This is a genomic window from Rhodanobacter sp. K2T2, from assembly GCF_013408815.1.
GTDB lineage: Bacteria > Pseudomonadota > Gammaproteobacteria > Xanthomonadales > Rhodanobacteraceae > Rhodanobacter.
Window position 1 is genome coordinate 147166 of sequence record NZ_JACCCA010000008.1, and the last position, 22326, is coordinate 169491.

At 64.1% G+C, this 22326-nt stretch carries 23 protein-coding genes; 9 read left to right on the forward strand and 14 right to left on the reverse strand.

The window, feature by feature from the left end; genetic code table 11:
* Positions 1–47 precede the first annotated feature (47 nt).
* The 5 genes from HDE78_RS14160 to HDE78_RS14180 form a co-directional block, all read right to left on the reverse strand.
* Entirely contained in the window at positions 48–596 is a 549-nt protein-coding gene (locus HDE78_RS14160) for a fimbrial protein (protein ID WP_255457817.1), read from the reverse strand.
* Positions 597–1106: 510 nt separating this feature from the next.
* Complete coding sequence (locus HDE78_RS14165; RefSeq protein ID WP_179480590.1) at positions 1107–2123, reverse strand: spore coat protein U domain-containing protein; 1017 nt, start codon at positions 2121–2123, stop codon at positions 1107–1109.
* Positions 2120–4459, reverse strand: coding sequence for a fimbria/pilus outer membrane usher protein (locus HDE78_RS14170; RefSeq protein ID WP_255457818.1), 2340 nt, complete (start codon positions 4457–4459; stop codon positions 2120–2122). Before HDE78_RS14170 ends, HDE78_RS14165 begins: the two co-directional genes overlap by 4 nt.
* 10 nt (positions 4460–4469) lie before the next feature.
* Positions 4470–5210 carry a fimbria/pilus periplasmic chaperone gene (locus tag HDE78_RS14175; RefSeq protein WP_179480594.1) on the reverse strand — a complete coding sequence of 247 codons (741 nt, stop codon included), beginning with the start codon at positions 5208–5210 and terminating at the stop codon, positions 4470–4472.
* Between the two features lie 6 nt (positions 5211–5216).
* Positions 5217–5690 (reverse strand): spore coat protein U domain-containing protein, encoded by a 474-nt coding sequence (locus HDE78_RS14180; RefSeq protein WP_218862376.1) that lies wholly within the window; start codon positions 5688–5690, stop codon positions 5217–5219.
* A gap of 541 nt (positions 5691–6231) precedes the next feature.
* On the opposite strand from HDE78_RS14180, the gene HDE78_RS14185 reads away from it, so the two are divergent.
* The 6 genes from HDE78_RS14185 to HDE78_RS14210 are packed head-to-tail and all read left to right on the forward strand — an operon-like array spanning position 6232 to position 10745.
* A complete protein-coding gene (locus tag HDE78_RS14185; protein ID WP_179480598.1) occupies positions 6232–6846 on the forward strand; it encodes a hypothetical protein in 615 nt (204 codons plus the stop codon).
* Between the two features lie 3 nt (positions 6847–6849).
* Positions 6850–7047 (forward strand): helix-turn-helix transcriptional regulator, encoded by a 198-nt coding sequence (locus HDE78_RS14190; RefSeq protein ID WP_179480600.1) that lies wholly within the window; start codon positions 6850–6852, stop codon positions 7045–7047.
* Between the two features lie 5 nt (positions 7048–7052).
* Positions 7053–8624, forward strand: a complete 1572-nt coding sequence (locus HDE78_RS14195; protein WP_179480602.1) for an alpha/beta hydrolase — start codon at positions 7053–7055, stop codon at positions 8622–8624.
* An 11-nt stretch (positions 8625–8635) separates the two neighbouring features.
* A complete protein-coding gene (locus tag HDE78_RS14200; RefSeq protein WP_179480604.1) occupies positions 8636–8809 on the forward strand; it encodes a hypothetical protein in 174 nt (57 codons plus the stop codon).
* Positions 8806–9540 (forward strand): ATP-binding cassette domain-containing protein, encoded by a 735-nt coding sequence (locus tag HDE78_RS14205; RefSeq protein WP_179480605.1) that lies wholly within the window; start codon positions 8806–8808, stop codon positions 9538–9540. The genes HDE78_RS14200 and HDE78_RS14205 overlap by 4 nt, the downstream gene beginning before the upstream one ends.
* The gene (locus HDE78_RS14210; RefSeq protein ID WP_179480607.1) at positions 9537–10745 is read left to right on the forward strand and encodes an ABC transporter permease; all 1209 of its coding nucleotides are present in this window, start codon (positions 9537–9539) and stop codon (positions 10743–10745) included. Before HDE78_RS14205 ends, HDE78_RS14210 begins: the two co-directional genes overlap by 4 nt.
* A 28-nt stretch (positions 10746–10773) precedes the next feature.
* Here HDE78_RS14210 and HDE78_RS14215 read toward each other — a convergent pair whose 3' ends face one another.
* Both HDE78_RS14215 and folE read right to left on the reverse strand, forming a co-directional pair.
* Complete coding sequence (locus tag HDE78_RS14215) at positions 10774–11136, reverse strand: EF-hand domain-containing protein (protein WP_179480609.1); 363 nt, start codon at positions 11134–11136, stop codon at positions 10774–10776.
* 15 nt (positions 11137–11151) lie between these two features.
* Positions 11152–11754: a GTP cyclohydrolase I FolE gene (gene folE, locus HDE78_RS14220; RefSeq protein WP_179480611.1), complete on the reverse strand. Its 603-nt coding sequence runs from the start codon at positions 11752–11754 to the stop codon at positions 11152–11154.
* Positions 11755–11938: 184 nt separating this feature from the next.
* Between folE and HDE78_RS14225 the strand changes: the two genes are divergently transcribed.
* Positions 11939–12577: a nucleoside/nucleotide kinase family protein gene (locus HDE78_RS14225; RefSeq protein ID WP_179480613.1), complete on the forward strand. Its 639-nt coding sequence runs from the start codon at positions 11939–11941 to the stop codon at positions 12575–12577.
* Between the two features lie 106 nt (positions 12578–12683).
* Positions 12684–14096 carry a sugar porter family MFS transporter gene (locus HDE78_RS14230; RefSeq protein ID WP_179480615.1) on the forward strand — a complete coding sequence of 471 codons (1413 nt, stop codon included), beginning with the start codon at positions 12684–12686 and terminating at the stop codon, positions 14094–14096.
* Between the two features lie 20 nt (positions 14097–14116).
* Here HDE78_RS14230 and HDE78_RS14235 read toward each other — a convergent pair whose 3' ends face one another.
* The 3 genes from HDE78_RS14235 to HDE78_RS14245 are packed head-to-tail and all read right to left on the reverse strand — an operon-like array spanning position 14117 to position 17283.
* A complete protein-coding gene (locus HDE78_RS14235; RefSeq protein ID WP_179480617.1) occupies positions 14117–14695 on the reverse strand; it encodes an FUSC family protein in 579 nt (192 codons plus the stop codon).
* Entirely contained in the window at positions 14692–16146 is a 1455-nt protein-coding gene (rmuC, locus tag HDE78_RS14240; protein ID WP_179480619.1) for a DNA recombination protein RmuC, read from the reverse strand. Before rmuC ends, HDE78_RS14235 begins: the two co-directional genes overlap by 4 nt.
* A 45-nt stretch (positions 16147–16191) precedes the next feature.
* Positions 16192–17283 (reverse strand): DNA topoisomerase IB, encoded by a 1092-nt coding sequence (locus HDE78_RS14245; RefSeq protein WP_179480763.1) that lies wholly within the window; start codon positions 17281–17283, stop codon positions 16192–16194.
* A 163-nt stretch (positions 17284–17446) separates the two neighbouring features.
* On the opposite strand from HDE78_RS14245, the gene alaC reads away from it, so the two are divergent.
* Positions 17447–18730 (forward strand): alanine transaminase, encoded by a 1284-nt coding sequence (alaC, locus tag HDE78_RS14250; protein WP_179480621.1) that lies wholly within the window; start codon positions 17447–17449, stop codon positions 18728–18730.
* A 27-nt stretch (positions 18731–18757) separates the two neighbouring features.
* Here alaC and HDE78_RS14255 read toward each other — a convergent pair whose 3' ends face one another.
* The 4 genes from HDE78_RS14255 to HDE78_RS14270 form a co-directional block, all read right to left on the reverse strand.
* On the reverse strand, positions 18758–20167 hold the full coding sequence (locus HDE78_RS14255; protein ID WP_218862378.1) for an MFS transporter: 1410 nt from the start codon (positions 20165–20167) through the stop codon (positions 18758–18760).
* A 64-nt stretch (positions 20168–20231) separates the two neighbouring features.
* Complete coding sequence (locus HDE78_RS14260) at positions 20232–21446, reverse strand: class I SAM-dependent rRNA methyltransferase (protein WP_179480623.1); 1215 nt, start codon at positions 21444–21446, stop codon at positions 20232–20234.
* 57 nt (positions 21447–21503) lie between these two features.
* On the reverse strand, positions 21504–21902 hold the full coding sequence (locus HDE78_RS14265; RefSeq protein ID WP_218862379.1) for a hotdog domain-containing protein: 399 nt from the start codon (positions 21900–21902) through the stop codon (positions 21504–21506).
* Positions 21903–21981: 79 nt separating this feature from the next.
* Complete coding sequence (locus HDE78_RS14270; RefSeq protein WP_179480625.1) at positions 21982–22317, reverse strand: VOC family protein; 336 nt, start codon at positions 22315–22317, stop codon at positions 21982–21984.
* Positions 22318–22326: the final 9 nt, after the last annotated feature.

The following is a 22326-nucleotide window of genomic DNA, read 5'->3' on the forward strand; positions in this document are numbered from 1 at the left end:
CAGGCTTTACGGCGAAGCAGCTTCGCCGTAAAGCCTGTCATGCATGCTTACTGATAAACCATGGTGAACTGAACGCTGCTGTTGGCGGCGCCGGCCGTCACGGCCGCAGACGTGGCGTAGTACTGCACGTAGTAGTTCAGCGTGCCGGCACCGGACGTCAGGGTGATCTGGTTGGAATTCTGTGCGCCATACGCATTGGCGACATTGATCACGCTATTGGTAGCGTCGTTGTTGAGCAGCTGCAGTTCGACGCCGCTGGCGCCGCCGCTGGCGATCTTCAGATTGCCGTCGGTGCTGGTGGTCAGGCCCGGCTCGAAATACGTGGTGGCCTTGGTCTGACCGGTACATGCGCTCAGCGCGATGCTGAACGGCGTGCGGCCGGCGACGGCACCGACGGATGCCAGCGACGTGTTGGCTACGGTCGGCAGGGTGACAGCGAGGGTAGCGGGAGCTGCGCCGCCGTTGATTTTGCAGGTGGACGCCGTGACAGCGCCGGTGAAGTTGATCGTGCCGTCGACGGCCAGAGCCGCTGCCGGGGCCAGAGCGGCCATGCTGAAAAAGCCGGTGGTCAGGGCGTAGAAGAGAGTCTTGTTCATGGTGCTTCCTTCAAATTGTTGTCGTGATTGGTTGATCGCAACGCGCGTCGATACCCAGGGAGATGTATTCGGACAAGCAAGACCATGCAATGACGTATCGAACGGTCTGAGTTTCATTTTGCAAAATGGGCGCCACTTGGTGCTGGAGCACTAATGGCTATAGATAAATATTTGAAAGATATGGAATTTAAATTTTTCATGCCCGCCTGAGAGGCAAAACCCCTACACATTCCCTGACAAATTATGGCACCGATAATGTGAACTACGTCACTTTTTCTTCACGCTGGTCTCATGTTTTATTTAACGCTCGTGCCCGCCAGTTCTTGCGTACTGCGCGTCGCTGACGACGGCGGTCGGCTTATTCGCACGAGAGTCCGACGCCTTCGCGCGAGCCGGCTTCACGGCAGTCTGGATATCGATAAATCGCGCCGGCCATGGCCGCGCGTTCATGCGGTCGGCGGGTGCGGTCGGGTTGCGGGCAACGGCAAGCTCGGGGACGACCGAAACGGATCAATAGGTCACGCTGACCGTGATCGTGTCGCTGTAGGTGCCGGGGGTAGGCGTCGTCTGCGGCGCCACGCGGCCGTATACGGTGTTGGTTTGCACGGCGCCGTTTCCGGTGCCGGTGACAGTGTCGGTATTGACTGTGTTGCCCCAGCGTATGGTGCGGGCGCTGTCCTGATACAGCTCGTAGATGACCAGGTCGCCGCTGCTGCCGGCCATTTGCCGGGTAGTGCCGCTGGCGTGCTGGCCGTTGTCCAGTCCGATCTGGAACGCGGTGCTGTTGGTGCACTGGGTTTGCACGGTCGTCGTCGCGTCCACGTTGCTCGTCAGCAGGCCGGCCGTCGACCCGAAATTGAGGTTGTTGGTTGCCGTGATAGTGCAGCTCTTGGTGACGACGGCGTTGGCAGTGAAGCTGAAGGCGCTGGCGTTGCCGGTGCCGCAGGTGGCCGGCGTCGTCGTGTAGTTGGAAGCGACAGTGATTTCGGCATCGGTGCCGGCAAACGTGCTGATATAGGTGCCGGCGGTCAGGCCGATTTGCGCGTTGGGCACGCTGGCATACACGGTTGCCGTGCCGCTGGCGGTGCCGGGCAGCAGCACGGTAATGCCGAGAGGTACGACGATCGATGTTTGATACGGCACATTGTTGACGGCCGAAAAAAGCGAGCCCCAGATCTGCGTGCGAGCACTGTCCTGGTACATCTGAAACTGCAGGTTTTGCCCGGTGCCGGCCGACATCAGCCGATTGGTTCCCAGAACGCCGCCGGTGCCGTTACCGATATTGATGCACAGCGTCGCGTTGGCAGCCAGCAGCAACGAGGGGTTTTTGCAGGTCCAGCCGATCGATGCCGAGGTGGTGGCGCCGTTAACCAGACCGTCGACAGGGCCGAAGTTGATCGTCGGCGCGCTGGTCACGCTGCAGGTGACCGAGGCGGCCTGGGCATGTACGGTGCGCGGCGCTATCAGCGCGCTGCCGATCAGCGCGATCAGCAATACGATCGCGGCAATCAGCCGCGGCTTCATCATCGGAAGGTCTCCGCCAAGCAGCGCAGCGGGCCGATGTGCGGAATCGTCTTGCCCACTTTGCGATAGTCGAAGGCCACATGGCATTCGCCATCCGGGGTAAGCACGTCGAGCACGGTGTGCTTCTGCAGGGTTTCCAGGTAAGCCTGGCCATCGAAGCCGACCAGCGCCGGATCGCCGCTGCGCTGACCGTGTACGCGCACCTGACTGCCGAGCGCAAGCGGCTTGCCGTTCGTGTCGACCAGGGTGAGCACGCCGGCCTGCACCGGCGTGATACCGAACTTGACCAATATGCCTGCGCGATCGGTCGGCGTGGCGATCGTTCTGACCCGATCGATCCGCACGTCTTGCGGAAGCTGCATCGGGTCGATCGACACCTCGTTGTTCTGATACGAATTCAGTGGCTCGACCAGCAGCATGCCGTGGCTGTCGGTGGTGCCGATCGGGTTGTTCTGGAGTTTTACCGGCACGCCGGCTATGCCGTCGGTGGAAACGACGGCGAAGGCATCGTCTATGCGCCGCGAAGCGAACACGTCGCCACCCATCAAGACCAGTGAACCTGTAGCACCGGCATAGCCATAGTTCTGGCCGGCGATCGAACTGACGCCGGCATCGAGCATGCCGTAACGGCCCAGATAATCCACTTCGCCCTGGCCGCCATTCTGGCGCAGGTCGGCACGCCAACCCCAGCCGCCGGCGCTGGGCGCCGATTTGCCGGCGTCAAGGCTCAGGCCCGTGCTGCTGCCGTCGCGCTGCAGACCGGTGCTTACCGTGGTGGTGTCGTCCAGCACGACGTTGAAGCCGGCGAACAGGCTGCGATCGGTTGCATTGTCGAGGTTCTGGTTGGCGCTCAGGCTAAGCGACATCGCATGCCCGATCGACTTGAACCAATACACGGTGGCGTAGCGCGAGGGGTCCTGTTTGGGATAGCGCAAATCCAGGTAGCTCACGCCAAACTCGCCCAGGTGCCGGGTGCTGTAGCCGACCACCGCCTGCGTGCTCACGCTCGGCGGCGGGGCGCCATACAGCGAGGCGACATCGAGGTAGTCGCCGCGAGTGCGCGTTTCATCCACGCTGAAATTGAAGCGATTGTTGCGCCAGCTGTAGCCCGCGCTGTACTGCGAGCCGCTCTGGCCCTGGTGCTCGCTCTGCGCCAGCGAGCCGGAGAGAACGCCGCCGCTGTCGCCCAGCAGCCATACGCCGCCGGCGCCGGCTTCGGTCAGGCCGGCCGTGGCCTCGCCGTGCAGTTCGGCGGTGAAATGATCGCTGACGCCATAGCGCCAGTTGCCGCTGGCGGCCGGGTCGCGACCGTAGTCGAACGACGCCAGTCCGTAGTTTTCGCGCACGTAGCCGATGTCGGTCGACCACTGCGACAGCCCTTGTTGCAGCAGCTGATGCGTGTCGTACAGCGAAAAGTTGAGCGTGGTCGCTCGCCCCAGCGCATCGGTCAGCACGATTTGCGCATTGCCCGCGCCGCTGATGTTGGGAATGGTGTTGAGCTGGAACGGTCCGGTGGGCACCTTGCCGCTGTACTGGCGCAGCCCGTTGACGTAGAGATCGACCTGCGACGGTAGCGTGGCCGAGCCGATAAATGCCGGCAGCGGCGCGGTGATCAGATACGGCTGCAGCGCGAAGTCCGTGCCCAGCTGGATGCCGCCGATGCGGGTCGAGCGCGTCCAGGTTTGCGCGCCGGTGAGGGTGTCGCCGAAACGCAGCGTCAGCAGGCTGTCGGGGAACGAGGTGCTGAACGAGGTATCCAGTCGCACCGTCTTGTCGGTTGAACTGCTGCTGCCTTCGCCACGCGTGGCCTGAGACAGGCTGGTACTGCTGAACACCCCGGCCGGTCCAAACACGCGCAGCTCGGTGAACGCACTCAGGCTGCCGGTGCCGTGCTCGCCCTGGGTGCCGTAGACCTCGTAGTTGAGCAGCGCGCCGGGCGATGCGCTGGGCTTTTTTGCCGAGGCGGTCGGCGTATTCAGCACCGTGGTCGACAGCCGCAGCAGGCGCAGCGGCACGTTGATCTTTACCGTCTGCCCGCTGGCATCGTAGGCGACCATGCTGCCGGGCAGGCTGCTCAGTCGCAGCGGGTCGGACATCCCCGGCGGCAGCGCAAACCCGAGCTGACGCAAGGTGGCCTGGCTTGCCCACAGCTGTCCGTCGCGAAGGCTGAAGTGAGCCAACCCGCTGGATGCGCCGTTGAGTATCACGTCCAGATACAGGTCGTTTCCCGCCTGGCCGTTCGGGTTGCCGCCATCGGCAATCAGTGCGGGGCTGGTGGCGGGCGCTGCGCTATCTGCCGTGTTCGATGCGTGCGCGGCCGGTGCCAGCAATCCCTGCATACATAGCAGCTCAGCGAGGACGATCGGCCAGCGACAGCTTTTGCGTAGCTTTCTCGCCATTGATCGATGCCTCCAGCGTGCCACCGGACGCGAACACGGCCACGGGCGGTTTCAAGACCCAGCGCATGGTGGCGCCGGGAAGCACGTAACCGAGCAGGCCCGGCGTGATTTCGCTGCGCTGGCCGGCGCTGTTGATGAAACTCAAGCTGGCCAGCTGCGCATGGCTGCCGCCGGTGTTGCCAACCTCCAGGACTGCATGGTCGCCGTCACGCTGCAGGGCCCAGTGCAGCGCCGGCGGTGCCGCAGTCGAACCGGCCGGCTCCACGAATACCGGCACGCTGTAATGGAGGACGAACTGCAGGCCTTTTTTGCCGTGCATGTCGACCGGCAGTTCGTCGATAGCCACACGAAAGGCGTCCTCGACGGCGCCGGGGCCATTGGGCGGGGCACCGAGGCGTATAACCCGTACCAGCTGCGGCTCGCCGACCGCCAGTTGCAGCATCGGTGGACTGATCACCAGCCCCTGCGATGCGGTCAGCTGATCGCCGCTGGCATCCTGCGACCAGTGATAAACCCGCACCTGGGCGTGGATCACGCTGTCCCCCGTATTGCTCAGCCAGAGTCCGTCGGCATTTTGCGCCGGCTGCAGACTCAGCGTGACGGGCGCCACCTGCAGACCGCTGGCCGTGGCACCGCTGCTGGCCGCGGCCAGCGCAAGCAGCGCACATCGCCAGTGCAAAGCGCGCGGCATGGCCGATCAATAATTGACGTTGACGGTGACGGTATCGGCGTAGCTGTCCGGGGTGAAGTTGGCACTGGCGGCGGTCGCGTAGACGGTCAGCGATTGCGCCAGGCCCGTGCCGGTGCCTGCCACGCCGTTGCCTACCGCCGTAGACGTCGCGGTATTGCCCCAAATCGTGCCGCCAGCGCCGGCGGTCGAGGTCAGCTGGTAGGGCACTTTGTCGGTGTTGGTCGCTGGCGCGGTGGTAGACACCATGGTGCCGGCGCCGGCCGTGTTGGCATTCGATGGCGCCAGGCCCACGTAATACGGCGTGGTCTTGGAGCAGTTGACGCTGATGGTGTTGCTGCCGGTGGTGTTTACCGCGGTAGCTGCGACCGAGCCCAGGTTGATATTGGATGCCGAGCCCGCGGTGACCGTGCAGGCCTTGGTGATAGTGATCAGTACCTGAAAGGTGGCCGTGGCGGGATTGGCGGCATGCACAGAGGCCATGACACTTGCCAAGACGGTGAACGCGATACCGCGCAAAGTATTCTTCATGAACATGGGATTCCCCCGGTAGCCAAACGATTTGAATGAACGCCTCGAACCAGATACAGGAGGCAATCCCTGTGCCAGCAGTCTTGGTCAACCCTCCCGAAAGGAATGCACAAAAAATGACAAAGGCAGACTGCACGCGGCTTCGGTTCACATCATTTCAATGGACCTCGAAATCCGTGAGTTGGAAAGCGTGTGCTGCATCACATTCCGCTGCTTGAAGGCGGACCGCCAGATGGGGCATTCCCGCTCGAATATCACCGCCTCGGTGACTCCAGGCGTCGCTCTGTGCCGGCAAACGGACAAATGCAACATCGCCCATGGCGGCAAAGGATTGATGTCAAGCAAGCTTGACATATCGGGTCGGCTCGCGCACTCTTTGTGTCAAGTACGCTTGACATGACATTTTCCGCCAACGCTGGGAAAGCGTCTGCCAGCGAGCTATCACTCCAGTGAGCAAATCGAAGACTTGCTGGGATTCTCCGAGGATGCCGCCATGCCCCGCTTGAAAGAAAAGCGCTACCAGCAGCGTGTGCTGCTCGCGATGACGGTCTACGTCGCCTTGATGGTGCTGGTCTGGCCGCTGGTGCGCACGGCGAGCAGCGTGCCGCTGCGCTGGGTGCTGGCGCTCGCACCGCTGCCGCCGATGCTTTACGTGATCGCTTTGATGGCGCGGCGCATTCGCGACAGCGACGAGCTGGAGCAGCGCACGCATCTGATCGGCCTGGGCGTGGCGACCGGCGTGGTTGCCACGTTGAGCCTGGTCGGCGGGTTTCTGGCCTCGGCCCAGGTGCTGGCCCTGGATGGCAGCATCCTGATCTGGGTCTTTCCGGTCATGATGATCTGCTACGGCTTCACCCGCTGGGTGGTGGCGCAACGCTATGGCGACGATCTGGCTTGCGACGCGGATGAATCCATCGCGCTGCACTGGCGGGTGACGGCGTTCGCGGCGATGTTCGGTTTTGTGGCGCTGTTTGCCTATCTCAAGCGCGATGCGTTTCACGCTGGAATGGTGGTCGGGATGGCCGCCGCCCTTATCGTCGTCGCGCTCGCCCGGGCTGTCATCCATTGGCGAAAGCGCCGCGCCCGGCACCGCGATGGCCACGCGTGACGCATGAATAATTCGCTACGCGAACTGCGCGGCGAGCAGGGCTGGTCGCAGGCCGATCTGGCCGAACGGCTTGACGTGTCGCGGCAGACGATCAATGCCATCGAAACCGGCAAGTACGATCCCAGCCTGCCGCTGGCGTTCAAGATCGCCAAACTGTTCGACCGTTCGATTGAATCCATTTTTGTTCCGGGTGAGGGGTAGGCGGCATGGCACTGAAAGGACGGTCGCTTTTTCGTATCGGAGTCGTTGTCGTGGTGGCTGGCGTGCTCGCCTGGAATCACTTCCATGCAAAGGACGATTCGCTCGCCAACGAGCCGGTGCCGGCGACATCGCCAAAGAAAGACGAAGCGCCGGCGAAACCGCGCACTTGGCAGCTCGGTTCGGTCACGCTCACCGCATGCGAGCTCGGGCAGCCCAATAGCGGGCTCAGCACCGCGGCATGGTGCGCCGATTTTCCCGTGCCGGAAAATCGCGACGATCCGCACAGCCGGATCATCAAGCTGAAACTGGCGGTGCTGCGCACCAGCGCGCAGGTGCCCAGCCGCGACATGCTGGTGTTTCTCGCTGGCGGTCCGGGGCAGGCGGCAACCGCCGAAGCCGGCACGGTGGCCTCGGTGCTGCAGCCGCTGCGTGCGCATCGCGATGTGCTGCTGATCGATCAGCGCGGCACCGGCGGCTCCAACGCGCTCACCTGCAAGGACTCCGATGAGATCACCGCCAAGGACGACGAAGACAGCGACGACGTCGGCAAAATTCGCAGCGCCGCTGCGGCCTGCCTCAAGCAGATCAGTCCGCGCGCCGACCCGCGCTACTACACCACCACGGTAGCGGCGCAAGATCTGGAGGATGTGCGCAAGGCGCTGGGCTCGCCGGCGTTCGATCTGATCGGCGTGTCCTACGGCACGCGCATGGCGCAGCAGTACCTGATGCATTACCCGGATGCGGTGCGCAGCGTGGTGCTGGACAGCAGCGTGCCCAATACGCTGGCGCTCGGCGAAAGCTTTGCGCAGACGCTGGACGAAGCGTTGAAGCTGCAGTTTGCGCGTTGCACTGCCGAACCGGCCTGCAAGCAACGCTTCGGCGATCCGGACCAGACGCTGTATCAGCTGCGCGATGCGCTGCGCGCCAACCCGCATCCGGTGAGCTTTCGCGATCCGGAAACGTATCGGGCGGTCAAGCGCGTGTTGAACGAAAGCTCGCTGGCCAGCGTGGTGCGCATGTTCGCCTATACGCCACCGACAGCCGCGCTGCTGCCGATGTCGATCGACGCGGCCGCGCATGGCGACGTCGGCCCGCTGTTGGGGCAGGCCAAAATTCTTTCCGGCGATCTGTCGGAGCTGATGGGCAGCGGCATGCAGTACTCGGTCATCTGCAGCGAGGATGCCGACCTGCTGACGCCACGCCCGCAGGACGAGCAAACCATCCTCGGCACCAAGATGGTCGATTCGCTGAAGGCGGTCTGCTCGGTCTGGCCCAAGGGCACGCGACCGGCGAATTTCCACCAGCCGCTGAAGACCGACAAACCCGTGCTGCTGCTGGCCGGCCAGTACGATCCGGTCACGCCACCGCGCTATGCCGAAGAAATCGCCAAGGGTCTGCCCAACGCGCGCGTGCTGGTGCTGAAGGGACAGGCGCACAGCGTCATGGCGGCCGGCTGTGCGCCCAAGCTGATCAAGCAATTCGTCGAGAAGCTCGACCCCAGGTCGCTCGACGCGAGCTGTCTGGACCTGCTGCAGCCCACCCCGATATTCATCGATTTCAACGGTTCAACACCTTGAGGAGCCGCGCCATGAGAGAACACTATGTGCTGGTGAACGCCACGCTGTGGGCCGCAGCGATACTTGCTGCCGCTGTGCTCCAGGCGCCGCATTTCCTCTGCGTGATTCTGCTACCGCTGCTGGCTGTGCTGTCGCAGCGCACGGTCGGACCGCGTGCCTGCCGTAATCGGAGCAAACTCTCGTGATCGAAGTCAGGGATCTGCATAAAGCCTTCGGCGTCGTGAAAGCCGTCGATGGCGTCAGCTTTATGGCGCGCGACGGCGAAATCACCGGCCTGCTCGGGCCCAACGGCGCCGGCAAGACCACGACGCTGCGCATGCTCTATACGCTGATGACGCCGGATCGCGGCCAGGTGCTGGTCGATGGCATCGATGCCGGCGTCGACGCGCTGGCCGTGCGCCGGCAGCTCGGCGTGTTGCCGGACGCGCGCGGGCTCTACAAGCGACTCACCGCGCGCGAGAACATCGATTATTTCGGACGGCTGCACGGCCTGCCGGAAGATATTCTGAAAGCGCGCCGCGAGGCACTGATCCAGTCGCTCGAGATGGGCGATATCGGCGATCGCCGCACGGAAGGCTTTTCGCAGGGCCAACGCGTAAAAACCGCGATCGCCCGAGCGTTGGTGCACGATCCGCGCAACGTGATACTCGACGAACCGACCAACGGTCTGGACGTGATGGCCACGCGCGCGCTGCGCCAGTTTATGCAGCGTCTGAGAGAGGAGGGACGCTGCGTGCTGTTCTCCAGCCACATCATGCAGGAGGTCGCCGCGCTGTGCGACCGCATCGTGGTGATCGCGCACGGCCGCGTGGTGGCCGACGAATCGCCCGATGCGTTGCGCGAGCAGACCGGTGAAGCGAATCTGGAAGATGCCTTCGTCAAGATCATCGGCAGCGAAGAAGGTTTGGCCGCATGAATACGCCACCAAAAATTGCCGTTCGCCGCAGCCGCGCTTTTCTCACCGTCTTTCTTAAAGAGGTTAGAGAAAATTTGCGCGATCGGCGCACCATGATCAGCGCGTTTCTCACCGGTCCACTGCTGGGGCCGATCCTGTTCGTGATGCTGCTCAACGTCTCGCTCGGACGCGAGCTGGACAAGGCAGATAGGCCTTTGCCGGTGCCGGTGATCGGCGCGCAATACGCGCCCAATCTCATCGCTGCGCTTAAGGCGGGCGGCGTGGTGCCGGACGCCGCGCCGGCCGATCCGGAAAAAGCCGTGCGCAAGCAGGACGCCGACGTCGTGCTGCGCATTGCGCCGAACTACGGCAAGGCCTGGCGCGAAGGCCAGCCTGTGCAGGTCGAGATGATTTTCGATTCGTCGCAGCGCGATGCCAACACTTCGGTAGAGCGTGTCAGCCAGCTGGTGGAAAGTTATGCGCGCCAGCAGGGTGCGATGCGGCTGGTCGCGCGCGGGCTTTCCCCCAGCACGGCGTGGCCGCTGGTGGTCGCCAGGCGCGATCAGGCCACGCCGCAGTCGCGGGCGGTGCTGATGTTCGCGATGCTGCCGTACTTTTTCATCATCACGATTTTCATGGGCGGCATGTACCTGGCGATCGACCTCACTGCCGGTGAGCGCGAACGGCAGTCGCTGGAGCCGCTGTTCGCCAACCCGGTGGCACGTTGGAAAATCTTCCTGGGCAAGCTGGCGGCGATCTGCGTGTTTTCGACCGCCAGCCTGCTGATCACGCTGGTGGCGTTTGCGGTGGTGGGTCAATTCATACCGGCGGAAAAGATCGGCATGGAGCTGGATCTCGGCGTGCACTTCGCAGCCTATGTACTGCTGCTGATGCTGCCGATCCTGCTGCTGCTGGCCGCGCTGCAGTCGCTGGTGGCGGCGTTCGCCAAGAGCTATCGCGAGGCACAGACCTACCTGTCACTGCTGATGCTGGTTCCCGCGATCCCGAGCCTGGTGCTGGCCATTTTGCCGATCAAGGCCGAGCCGTGGATGTATGCCGTGCCGTTGCTCGGTCAGAACCTGGGCATCATGCAGCTGCTGCGCGGCGACGGCATGGAGCCGATGCAGGTCGTGTCATGTCTCGCAGGAAGCCTGCTGGCGGCGCTGCTTGCCGTGCTGGTGACCATGCAGCTGTATCGATCGGAGCGTCTGGCGATTTCCACTTGAGGCGCGCAGTAGGCGCGACGCCTATCAATCAACCCGGCGGCTGCGCCAGCTCTTTCGCGCTGAGGTAGCCGTCGTGGTTGCGGTCGAGCCGGTGAAACTGCCTGCGCAGATTGTCCTGGAACTCGCGCAGCGAAATGGGTCTGCCGTGCCCGCCCGGCAGCTCGCTGGACTCCAGAATGCCGTCGCCGTTCGCGTCCATGCGCAGAAAACTGCGGCTCATGTACTCGACGTATTCGGCTTCGCTGATCTTGCCGTCACCGTTGGCATCCATCAGCCGCAGGTAGTCGCGCGGCGTCTGCGGATAGTCTTGCGCCGCGGTTATCGCGCTCGCCGAAAGCAGCGTTGCGAAAAAGAACTGCGCCAGCCGCGATGAGAATGGACGTCCAGACATCGCGGCGGCGGACACTCAGCGCACGCCGCGGTCGATGCCGATAAACTGCAAAAATTCCATGCGCGTGCGCGCGTCCTCGCGGAACGAGCCCAGCATCTGGCTGGTGATCATCGAGACGCCGCGCTTGTGCACGCCGCGCGTGCTCATGCACTCGTGGCTGGCGTCGATGACAACCGCCACACCGGCCGGGTGCAGATTTTCCTGGATGCAGTTGGCGATTTCCGCGGTGAGCTTTTCCTGCACCTGGAAGCGCCGCGCAAACCCGTCGACCACGCGCGCCAGCTTGCTTATGCCGACCACGCGATTGGTCGGCAGATAGCCCACGTGCGCACGGCCGATGATCGGCGCCATGTGATGCTCGCAGTGGCTTTCAAACTCGATATCGCGCAGCACGACCATCTCGTCGTAACCGGCCACTTCCTTGAAGGTGCGGCTCAGATATTCGCCCGGGTCGGAGGTATAGCCGGAAAACCAGTCGCCATAGGCCTTGACCACGCGCTTGGGTGTGTCAAGCAGGCCTTCGCGGGTCGGGTCTTCACCGGCCCAGCGCAGCAGCGTACGCACAGCGTCTTCCGCCTGTTCGCGGGTCACCGGCGCGGATTTGTCGTTATCGCTCATGCGCGATTCCTTTTAATGGGTCACAAAGCGGCCGCTGAGTGTAGCGGGGTGGCGTCACTTTTAGCCTGCCGCGTTGTGCGACCACCCGTCGCAGCCAGCTTTGCCGCTAAGAAACGCCTGCTCGTCGCACCATGTTTACAAACCGTAGCGCTTAATGTCGCAGTCCTTCCATTCGAGTCGTTGGATGATTCCGCAGCAAGCCATGCGGCGCGTACAGGCGCTGCTAGATCGTGGCGGTCGACAGCTACTTGGTATTGTCGGCCTGCCTGGAGCAGGCAAGTCGACCTTAGCGCAGGCGCTGGTCGATGCGCTGGGTGATCAAGCTGCGCTGGCACCGATGGATGGTTTCCACCTCGCCAATGCTGAGCTCGCCCGACTGGGCCGCGCAGCTCGCAAGGGCGCGCCCGACACCTTCGACGCAGCCGGCTACGCGGCGTTGCTGCGGCGGTTAAAGCTAGCGGTGCCCGATGAAATCGTCTACGCGCCCGCGTTTCATCGCGAGATCGAGGAGCCCATCGCCGGTGAGATCGCGCTGCCACCGAACGTGCCGCTAATTGTTACCGAAGGCAACTACCTGTTACTCGATGAGGGCGCATGGAGCCATGCGCGGGCATTCCTCGACGAGGTCTGGTTTGTCGACGTGGATCCCGCGCAGCGCCATCGCCAGCTGCTGGAGCGGCACATGCGCTATGGCCGCAGCCGTGAGGACGCGCTGGCGTGGATCGAACATACCGACGAGCCCAATGCCGTTCGCATCGCGGCCACGGCGTCGCGCGCGGATTTCCATGTCTCACTGCCGCCGTCGAAGGCTTCGGGTGAGTAAGCGATGACACGGCGGCTGACCAAGGCGCTGCCGCCGAAGTTCAGGCTCCAATTTTCCACCGTAGACGCATCGTCTGCGCAGCTGCATTCTGTTCGGGAGTATGTCGATGAATACGCGCCACGATGGCCTGGCGAAGCCGCAAACCAAAAACATGATGGGTCTGGTGATTGGTATCGCCGTGATCGCCGCCCTTGGCGGTCTGCTGTTCGGTTACGACACCGGCATTATCGGCGTCGCGCTGTTGGGCCTCGGGCGGCAGTTTTCGATGGACGACACGACCAAGCAGCTGGTGACCGGCGCGATCATCTTCGGCGCGCTGTTCGGCTGTCTGGGTACCGGTCCGCTTTCCGATCGGCTGGGTCGTCGGCGTATGGTCATCGGCGTGGGCGTGCTGTTCGCCATCGGCTCGATCTGCTCGGCGCTGTCGCCGAGCATCGGGTTTCTGATCGCGTCGCGTTTTCTGCTTGGCCTCAGCGCCGGCAGCTCGACCCAGATCATTCCGGTGTACATCGCCGAAGTCTCGCCGCCGGCGCATCGCGGCAAGATGGTCGTGCTGTTTCAATTCATGGTGGTGTTCGGCATCACCGTGGCCTACGCCACCGGCTTTGCCCTGGGCGATCACTGGCGCTGGATGTTCGGCCTTGGCGTGGTGCCGGCGCTGATCCTGCTCGGTGGCATGTTCTTTTTGCCGGAAAGCCCGCGCTGGCTGCTGGTCAAAAAGCGCGACCAGGAGGCGCTGACCACGCTGGAGCGCGTGCGCGGCAATCACGACGAAGCGGTGGCCGAGGTAGCCGAAATTCGCACGGTGGTGCTCGACGAACCCGAAGGGCGCTGGCGCGATCTGGCCAAGCCGTGGATTCGTCCGGCGGTGATTGTCGGCGCCAGCATCTCGATGTTCTCGCAGATCACCGGCAACAACGCGCTGATCTACTACGCGCCGACGATCCTTACCAAGGCCGGCTTCTCGGATAAGGCGGCGGTGCTGGCGACGGGTTTCAGCACCTTGCTGGTGGTGATCATGACGGTGATCGGCAGCGTGCTGGTCGACCGCATCGGTCGGCGCACCTATCTGCTGTGGATGATTCCCGGTTCGATCGTGGCCCTGGTCGTGCTGGGCTATCTGTTCGAAGGCCAGGGGCCGACTACCGATACCAGCCGATTGCTGGTGGTGCTTTGCCTGGGCGCGTATCTGATGCTCAACTGCGGCGGCTTCGGCGTGTGCATCTGGCTGATCAATTCGGAAGTCTATCCGCTGTTCGTTCGCGGCAAGGGCGCGGCGCTTGGCGCTTTCAGCCACTGGTCGTTCGACCTGATCGTGACGCTCACCACGTTGAGCCTGGTCACCTGGCTCGGCGCCACGCACACCTTCTGGCTGTACGCGGCGATCTCGGTTTTTTCGCTGGTGTTCATTTATTACCTGGTGCCGGAGACGATGGGCAAGAGCCTGGAAAAAATCGAGCACGAGCTGCGCGATCGCCAGTTCTATCCGTATCAGAAGAAGGCGGCCAAGGCGGTTTGACCGGCCATCGCGCGCAGGCGTCAGTGGATGGGCTCGTTGAAGCCCAGTCGCGACGCCAGCCGGTCCACCAGCCAGGTGACGAGGAGCGCGGCCATTGCGCCGATCATCACCTCGCCCAGGCGCAGCAGCGCAATCTGCCAGAACGGACCGGTGTGCGGTACCAGCATGATGATGGTGGTCGTCACGCTGCTGATCCGGCCGGCGGCGCCGAGGTTGATCAGCCAGCACAGCAGGGTGCCGAACATCACGGCGATCAAATAGAAGAGGTAGTGGTCATCGCCCAGGGCGGCGGCGGTCAGTCCGAGCAGGCCGCCGAAGATGGCGCCGATAAACTGATCGCGCGAGGAATTTTTCACCTCCGCAAAACTGTTCTGCGTGACCGAAATCGCGGTGATCGCCGCCCAGAAACCCTGATCCAGCCCCACCGCGCGCGCCGCGAAATACCCCAGCGTGGCGCCAGCGCCAACGCGCACGGCCTGCATCAGGCCAACGATCAGCCGCTCGCGTGGCGGCAGCGTCTTGCGCAGCCGATCCAGCTCCGTTGCCAGCAGGCCGAGTCGGCGATGATGCCGGTGTATCGAACTGCGCGAATCGCTCACATTTCTTGATCCGCTTCCGTATCGAGATCGTCGGCCACATCGAGCGACGGCGTGCCGAATACCTTGTTCGGATCCTCGATGGCGATGGATTCGACGCCGCGCAACTTGCGCTCGATCGTCTTGGTCTTTTTTCCCGCGTCGCTGATGCTCTTGCTGACGGTATTGAGCTGACGCTCGGCTTTTTCCAGCACCAGACCGAACTTGCCGAACTCGTTTTTCACCACGCCCAGCAGCTTCCATACCTCGCTGCTGCGCTTGGCGATGGCCAGCGTGCGAAAGCCCATCTGCAGGCTGTTGAGCAGGGCGCTGAGCGTGGTGGGGCCGGCCACCATGACGCGATGGTCGCGCTGCAGGCTTTCGAACAAGCCCGGGCGGCGCAGCACTTCGGCATACAGGCCTTCAGTGGGCAGAAACAGCACGGCGAAATCGGTGGTGTGCGGCGCCGCCACGTACTTCGACTTGATGCGTTTGGCCTCATCGCGCACGCGCACTTCCAGCGCGCGTCCGGCCAAAGCCGCGGCCTCGACGTCGGCCGCATCCTGCGCGTCGAGCAGGCGCTGGTAGTCCTCGACCGGAAACTTGGAATCGATCGGCAGGTAGACGTTCTCGCCGTCTTCCTGTCCGGGCATGCGGATGGCGTATTCCACCCGCTCGCTGCTGCCCGGTACCGTAGCGACATTGGTGGCGTACTGTTCGTTGGTCAGCAAATCTTCGAGCAGGCCGCCGAGCTGCACTTCGCCGAGAATGCCGCGACGCTTCACGTTGCCCAACACGCGCTTGAGATCGCCCACGCCGACGGCGAGGGACTGCATTTCGCCCAGGCCGCGCTGCACCGCTTCCAATCGTTCGGAGACCAGTTTGAACGACTGGCCCAGCCGCGTTTCCAGCGTGCTCTGCAGCTTTTCATCGACGGTGGCGCGCATCTGTTCGAGCTTGGCGGCGTTGTCCTGCTGCATCGCGCCGAGCTTGGTTTCCAGCGTGGTGCGCACTTCGGTCATGCGTTTTTCGATGTCGGCGGTCAGTGCGACGAGCCGCTGCTGCTGCTGGTCGCCCAGGCGGTTGAGCGTGAGCGTCGATTCCTCGCGGCTGCGGCGGGCGTCTTCCGTCAGCCGTTGCGCCAGCGACTGCAGGCCGGCGTCGGTGCGTTCGGTGAGTTGGGTCAGGCGCAGGGCGAAGCCGTCGATCCGTTCGGCCTGCTGCTGCGACATCCCGCCGAGCTGTTCGCCAACGTGGCTTCGGAATCGATCGAAACCCTGCTGCAGCTCGTCGCGCCCGGCGCGCTGCTCTTCGCGCAGCGTGCGCTGCAGGCGTTCGCCGTCGTCCTTGAGCGCATCCAGGCGTATATGCAGGCCGGCGTCCTCACGACCGCGGCGCAGTGCGAGAACCTGCAGCACGAGCACGATCAGCACGGCGACGAGGAGAACGATCAGCAGTATTTCAACAGCAGGCATGGCGCATTCCGAAGAAGTCTGAGCGCCAGTTTACGCGCTGGCGACTCATCCGCTGCGACGGCCGCCGGCTTTCAGTCGACGGCGCAGATAGCGCAGGGTCAGCGTTTCGAGCTGACGCGCGTGCTGGCCGGCCGTGGGCGGGATGACGTGCTGCAGGCTGCCGTCCTGCCAGCCCTCGATGATCAGCGGATGGATGTAGGAGGCGCGACACACCGCCGGCGTATTGCCCAGCGTGGCGGCAACCTCCTTGATCGCTGCGGCCAGCGCCGAACGCATCGCGCGATCGCCGCCTTTTTCCGGCAGCGGCGTGCGCGCCAGCACGCCGGCCGCCTGCACCGTGCCGCCCCAGGTGCGGAAATCCTTGGCGGTGAATTCGCCGCCGGTCGTGTGACGCAGATAGTCGTTGACCATCTCCGAATCCACCGGCTGGCGTTTGCCCTGTTCGTCCAGATACTGGAACAGGCGCTGCCCCGGCAGCTGTTGCAAGGTATGGATGATTTTTGCCAGCCGCTTGTCGTCCAGTTCGAGTTCGCGCTGCTGGCCGCTCTTGCCGCGAAAATCAAAGCGCAGCCGGCCGCGATGCAGCTGCACATGGCGCGAGCGCAGCGTGGTCAGGCCGAAACTTTTGTTGTCGCGCGCATAGCGATCGTTGCCGATGCGGATCAGCGTTTCGTCGAGCAGCCGCACGATCAGCGCCAGCACTTTTTCCTCGGGCAGGCCGTGCTGTGCGAGGTCGCTGCGCACGCGTCGGCGCAGCTTCGGCAGCACGTCGCCGAAGGCGAGCACGCGGTCGAACTTGCCGTGGTCGCGCATCTCGCGCCATCGCTCGTGATAGCGGTACTGCTTGCGCGCGCGGGCGTCGCGGCCGGTGGCCTGCAGGTGGCCGTTGGGGTTGGTGCAGATCCAGACATCGACGTAGGCGGGCGGGATGGCCAGCGCGCGAATGCGCGTCAGCACCTCTTCGTCGGTAATGCGCAAACCCTTAGCATCGAGATAACCAAAGCCCTTGCCGCGACGCTTGCGCACGATGCCGGGCTGGTCGTCGCTGACGTAGCGCAGGCCGGCGGCGCGCACTGCGCTGCGCAGAAGGGGGTCGACTTCAAGGGGAACTTTGGGGATGGATGAAGGCTGGCTCATGCCGGCAGTGTCGACATGCGTGGTCAAGCTGGCGTGCACGGGCTATCGACAGCGCAGGCCCCGGCCGATTATCGTCGAGCCAGGAGCGGCGCCGACACCAGCGGTCGGCAACGCTCCGACGTCGCTCGGACGGTTCCGGGCGCTTACGTACAACGAGGCTGTCATGACCGAGCAGGTTGCTCCATCCGTTTCTGTGTCATCCCTTTCCACGGCGCGCCCTGAATCGAGGCGGTTCGAGCGCATCGAACGTCTTCCCCCTTACGTATTCAACATCACCGCCGAGCTGAAGATGGCGGCACGTCGCCGTGGCGAAGACATCGTCGATCTCAGCATGGGCAATCCCGATGGCGCTACGCCGCCGCATATCGTGGAAAAGCTGTGCACGGTGGCGCAGCGGCCGGATACGCACGGCTACTCGACCTCCAAGGGCATACCGCGCCTGCGCCGCGCGATTGCGCGCTGGTACGGCGAGCGCTACGACGTGGAAATCGACCCGGACAGCGAGGCCATCGTCACCATCGGCTCGAAGGAGGGCCTGGCGCATCTGATGCTGGCCACGCTGGACCGCGGCGATACGGTGCTGGTGCCCAATCCCAGTTATCCGATTCACATCTATGGCGCGGTGATTGCCGGCGCGCAGATCCGCTCGATCCCGATGGCGCCGGGCATCGATTTTTTCGCCGAACTCGAACGCGGCATTCGCGAGAGCATCCCCAAGCCGAAGATGATGATTCTCGGCTTTCCGTCGAATCCGACCGCGCAGTGCGTGGAGCTGGATTTCTTCGAACGCGTGGTCGCACTGGCCAAGCAGTACGACGTGCTGGTGGTGCACGATCTGGCCTACGCCGATATCGTCTACGATGGCTGGAAGGCGCCGTCGATCATGCAGGTGCCGGGCGCGAAAGACATCGCGGTGGAATTTTTCACCCTGTCCAAGAGCTACAACATGGCCGGCTGGCGGATCGGCTTCATGGTCGGCAATGCCGAGCTGGTCAACGCGCTGGCGCGGATCAAGAGCTATCACGACTACGGCACGTTTACGCCCCTGCAGGTCGCCGCCATTGCCGCGCTGGAGGGCGACCAGCAGTGCGTGCGCGACATCGCCGCCAACTATCAGCAGCGTCGCGACGTGCTGGTCAAGGGCCTGCATGAGATCGGCTGGATGGTCGAGGTGCCGAAGGCGTCGATGTACGTCTGGGCAAAAATACCCGCGTCGTACGACGGCATGGATTCGCTGTCGTTTGCCAAGAAGCTGCTGGCCGAGGCCAAGGTATCGGTGTCACCGGGCATCGGTTTCGGCGACTACGGCGACGACTACGTGCGCTTCGCCCTGATCGAAAACCAGGACCGCATCCGGCAAGCGCTGCGCGGCATCAAGGCGATGTTTCGGGCCGACGGTTTGTTGCCCGCGGCCGTGCCGAAAGCGAAGGTTTCGCCGCCGCTTTGAAAGCAGCCGCCAGCGAGGCGCGTCTACTTAAAGATGCGTCTCGCTGCCGATCGGATCGTTTGGTCGCGCCGCCTGACGCCGAATGCCGAACCACACGACGACGGCTGCCATGGCGAGCAGTGCGCTGGACAGCCAGGCGGCCCGATGCATGCCGGGCACGATGCGGCCATCACCGCCGGTGACCAGCGCGCCGAACGCCGCCACGCCGATGGCGCCGCCGGCCTGCCGCGCGGCGTTGAGCACGGCCGAGGCGGTGCCGGAAAACGTTTTTTCGACGCTGGCCAGGATCGCCGTGGTCATCGCGGGCACGCCCAGCCCCATGCCGCTGGGGATCAAAAGGAACGGGGCCAGCATCGCCAGGTAGCTGCTGTGTGCATCGAGCCGCGTCAGCAGCGCAAAGCCGGACGCGCCGATCATCGCGCCCAGCAGCATCGGCAGACGGCTGCCGTAGTGGCCGGCCATCCAGCCGCTGATCAGGTTGGCGACGGCGAACGTGGCGGTCAGCGGCAGAAAGGCCAGCCCCGCCTGCGTGGCGGTGTAGCGACACACATGCTGCAGATACAGGCTGATGATGAAGATCAGCCCGTAGTAGGTCAGGTTCACCGAGATGCCGAACATTACCGCCGGGCTGAAGTTGGGCAGGCGGAAAAAACGCAGCGGCAGCATCGGCTGGGCCACGCGCGACTCCACCCGCACGAACAGCAGCGCGCTGACCACGGCCAGCGCCAAGCTGGTCAGCACCAGCGGATGCGTGACGCCGAGCGGTCCGATTTCGATCACCGCCGCGGTAAGGCAGGTGAGCGCGGTGATCGCCAGCAGCTGGCCGCGCAGGTCCAGATGCTGCTGCGGCTTGCGCGGCGTTTCGGCGACGCGCAGGGTGATTGCCATACCGAGCGCGCACAGCGGCAGGTTGACGAAAAAGATGCTGCGCCAGCCCAGCCACCCCAGCAGCAGGCCGCCGACGATCGGACCAGCGGCGATCGATATGCCGGCCGCGGCCGTCCAGAAGCCGATCGCCTTGGCGCGCAGTTTGGCATCGTGCGCGCAGGCGTGATTGATCAGCGCAAGCGACGGCGGTACCAGCAGCGCAGCGCCAATGCCCTGCACCGCGCGCGCGGCGATCAGCTCGGCCGCGGTCTGTGCCGCGCCACACGCGGCCGAGGCCAGCGCGAAACCGGCCAGGCCGATCAGATAGGCGCGCCTAGCGCCCAGCCGGTCGCCCATGACGCCGGCCGACAGCAGCAGCACCGCAAAGACCAGGCTGTACGCATCCACCACCCACTGCAGTCCCGGCACGCTGGCGGTCAGCTCAACACTCAGCCGCGGCAGCGCCACGTTGACGATGGTGACGTCCAGCTGCACTACGGCAAAGCCGAAGCTCGCCGCGACGATGGTCCAGGCGATCGACGTCGGCCTGTCGGTGGCGAGGGTGTTCACAGTGCCGTTTCCAAAAAAGTTCGTGTCGCTGCGCCGTGTTTGCGTCAAGCCGTTGTGCGCGTGCTCAAAGGACCTTGCAGAACACCGCCTTGAGATAACGGCCTTCCGGTACGTCGGTACGGAACGGATGATCGGCGCCGGCGCCGCGCACGTCCAGAATCTGGATTTCGCGGCCCGCGTTCAGTGCCACCCGGCGCAGCATCTCCAGAAAATCCGCTTCGCTGACCAGACCGGTGCACGAGCAGGTCAGCAGAATACCGCCGGGCGCGATCGCATCGAGCGCCATGCGGTTCATCGCGAAGTATTTTTTCAGCGCCTCGAACACCTTGCTGCGGTCGCGCGTGAGTTTGGCCGGATCGAGAATCACCGCGTCGAACTGCTCGCCGCGTGCCACCGCCGCGCGCACCCAGTCGAAGATATCGGCCTGCTCGAAATTCACCGTCACGTTGTTGGCCGCGGCGTTGGCGCGGGCGATCTCCAGAATGCCGGCATCCAGATCGACGCCGGTCGCGGTCAGCGCCCCGGCCGCCATCGCATGCACGGCGAAGCCGCCAGCGTTGCAGCACAGATCGAGCACGCGCTTGCCGCGCGCCAGCTCGGCAAAGCGGCGGCGGTTGTCGCGCTGATCGGCGAAGAAGCCGGTCTTGTGGCCGCAGCCCGGCGCCGCGTGAAAGCGCAGCTCGTGCTCGTGCACCTGCACGGCCTCGGGTACGTCGCCGCTGCGGCAGTCGAACGACTCCTGCTTCTGCACGTGCGATTCGGCAAACCAGTAAAGCCGCGCGCCGGGGAAGTGCGTCAGCAAGGCCGCGTGGATCGCCTCGCGGAAGCGCCACATGCCGGCGGCGAAATATTCGATCACCAGGATATCGGCATAGCGGTCGACGATCAGCCCCGACAGGCCGTCCCCTTCGCTGTGCACCACGCGCCAGGCGTCGCTGACGTGGTCGATCTGTAGCAGCTCGCGGCGCAGCTGGACGGCACTGTCGATGCGTTTGGCGATCCACTGCGCATCGATCGCCTCGGCCTCGTCGTTGCTCAGCAATCGCAGCGCGATGCGCGCGTGACCGTTCCAGAAGCCGCGGCCGACGAAGCGGCCCTTGGCGTCGTGCACCTCGACCACGGTGCCCGGCGGCAGCCGCGCCTCGGGCTTGTACAGCTGGGCCGACCACACCCAGGGATGACCGGGATTGCGGTCGGACTTCAGGCGGATCACGGGGAGCGTGGCGGCCGCAGCAGCGGTGGGGGAGGGCGTGGATTCGGCAGGCGAGGGCGTATTCATGCACGCATGATAGCGTGCGGCGTCCCAATCACCGGTTTGGACAGCGTTCGACGCCGCTTAGGGATCGCTGTTATCGAGCGTTGGCTTGGTGCGGCCATGCGGCAGCGGCTGATCGTCCGGGCTCATGTTGACGAAGACGATCTCGTCGATGGTGAGGATACTTTTATGCGTGACCATGTTGCGCACTTCGCAGCGCAATGTGATCGAGGTGCGGCCGAAGCGGGTGGCGTTGATGCCCAGCTCGATCACGTCGCCCTGGCGCGCCGAGCTCACGAAATTGATTTCCGACATGTACTTGGTCACCACGCGGCTGTTGCCGAGCTGGCCGATCACGTACACCGCGGCCTCTTCGTCGATCCAGCGCAGCAGGCTGCCGCCGAACAGCGTGCCGTTGGGATTGAGGTCTTCGGGCTTCACCCACTTGCGGGTGCGGAAATTCATCGGCAACAGGTCCATCGCGTATCCAGCCAGGTCATCGGTTGACCTCAGCTTAGCGATTTGCCGCGCACGCGTCGCCGCGCTCCGTTTGCCGCATTCAATCGGCCTGAAGCACGGCCAGCTCGTTGCCGTTGGGATCGGTGAAATGAAAACGGCGCCCGCCGGGAAAGCCGAACGTGGGTTTGACGATGGTGCCGCCGGCGGCCGTCACCGCCACCAGCGCGGCCTCCAGATCGTCCACCGCGATCACCGGCAGCGGCGCGCGCGGCGCCTCCGTCATATCGCCCTGCAGGCCCACATCGACGTCGCCGGTCATGGTGCAGGCGTAGCTCGGTCCGAAATCGGTCAGTGCCCACCCGAACGCGTTCGAGTAGAACTGTTTGGCGGCGTCGATATCGGCGGCGGGCAATTCGATAAAGCTCGGACGGGCCATGGCTGTTTG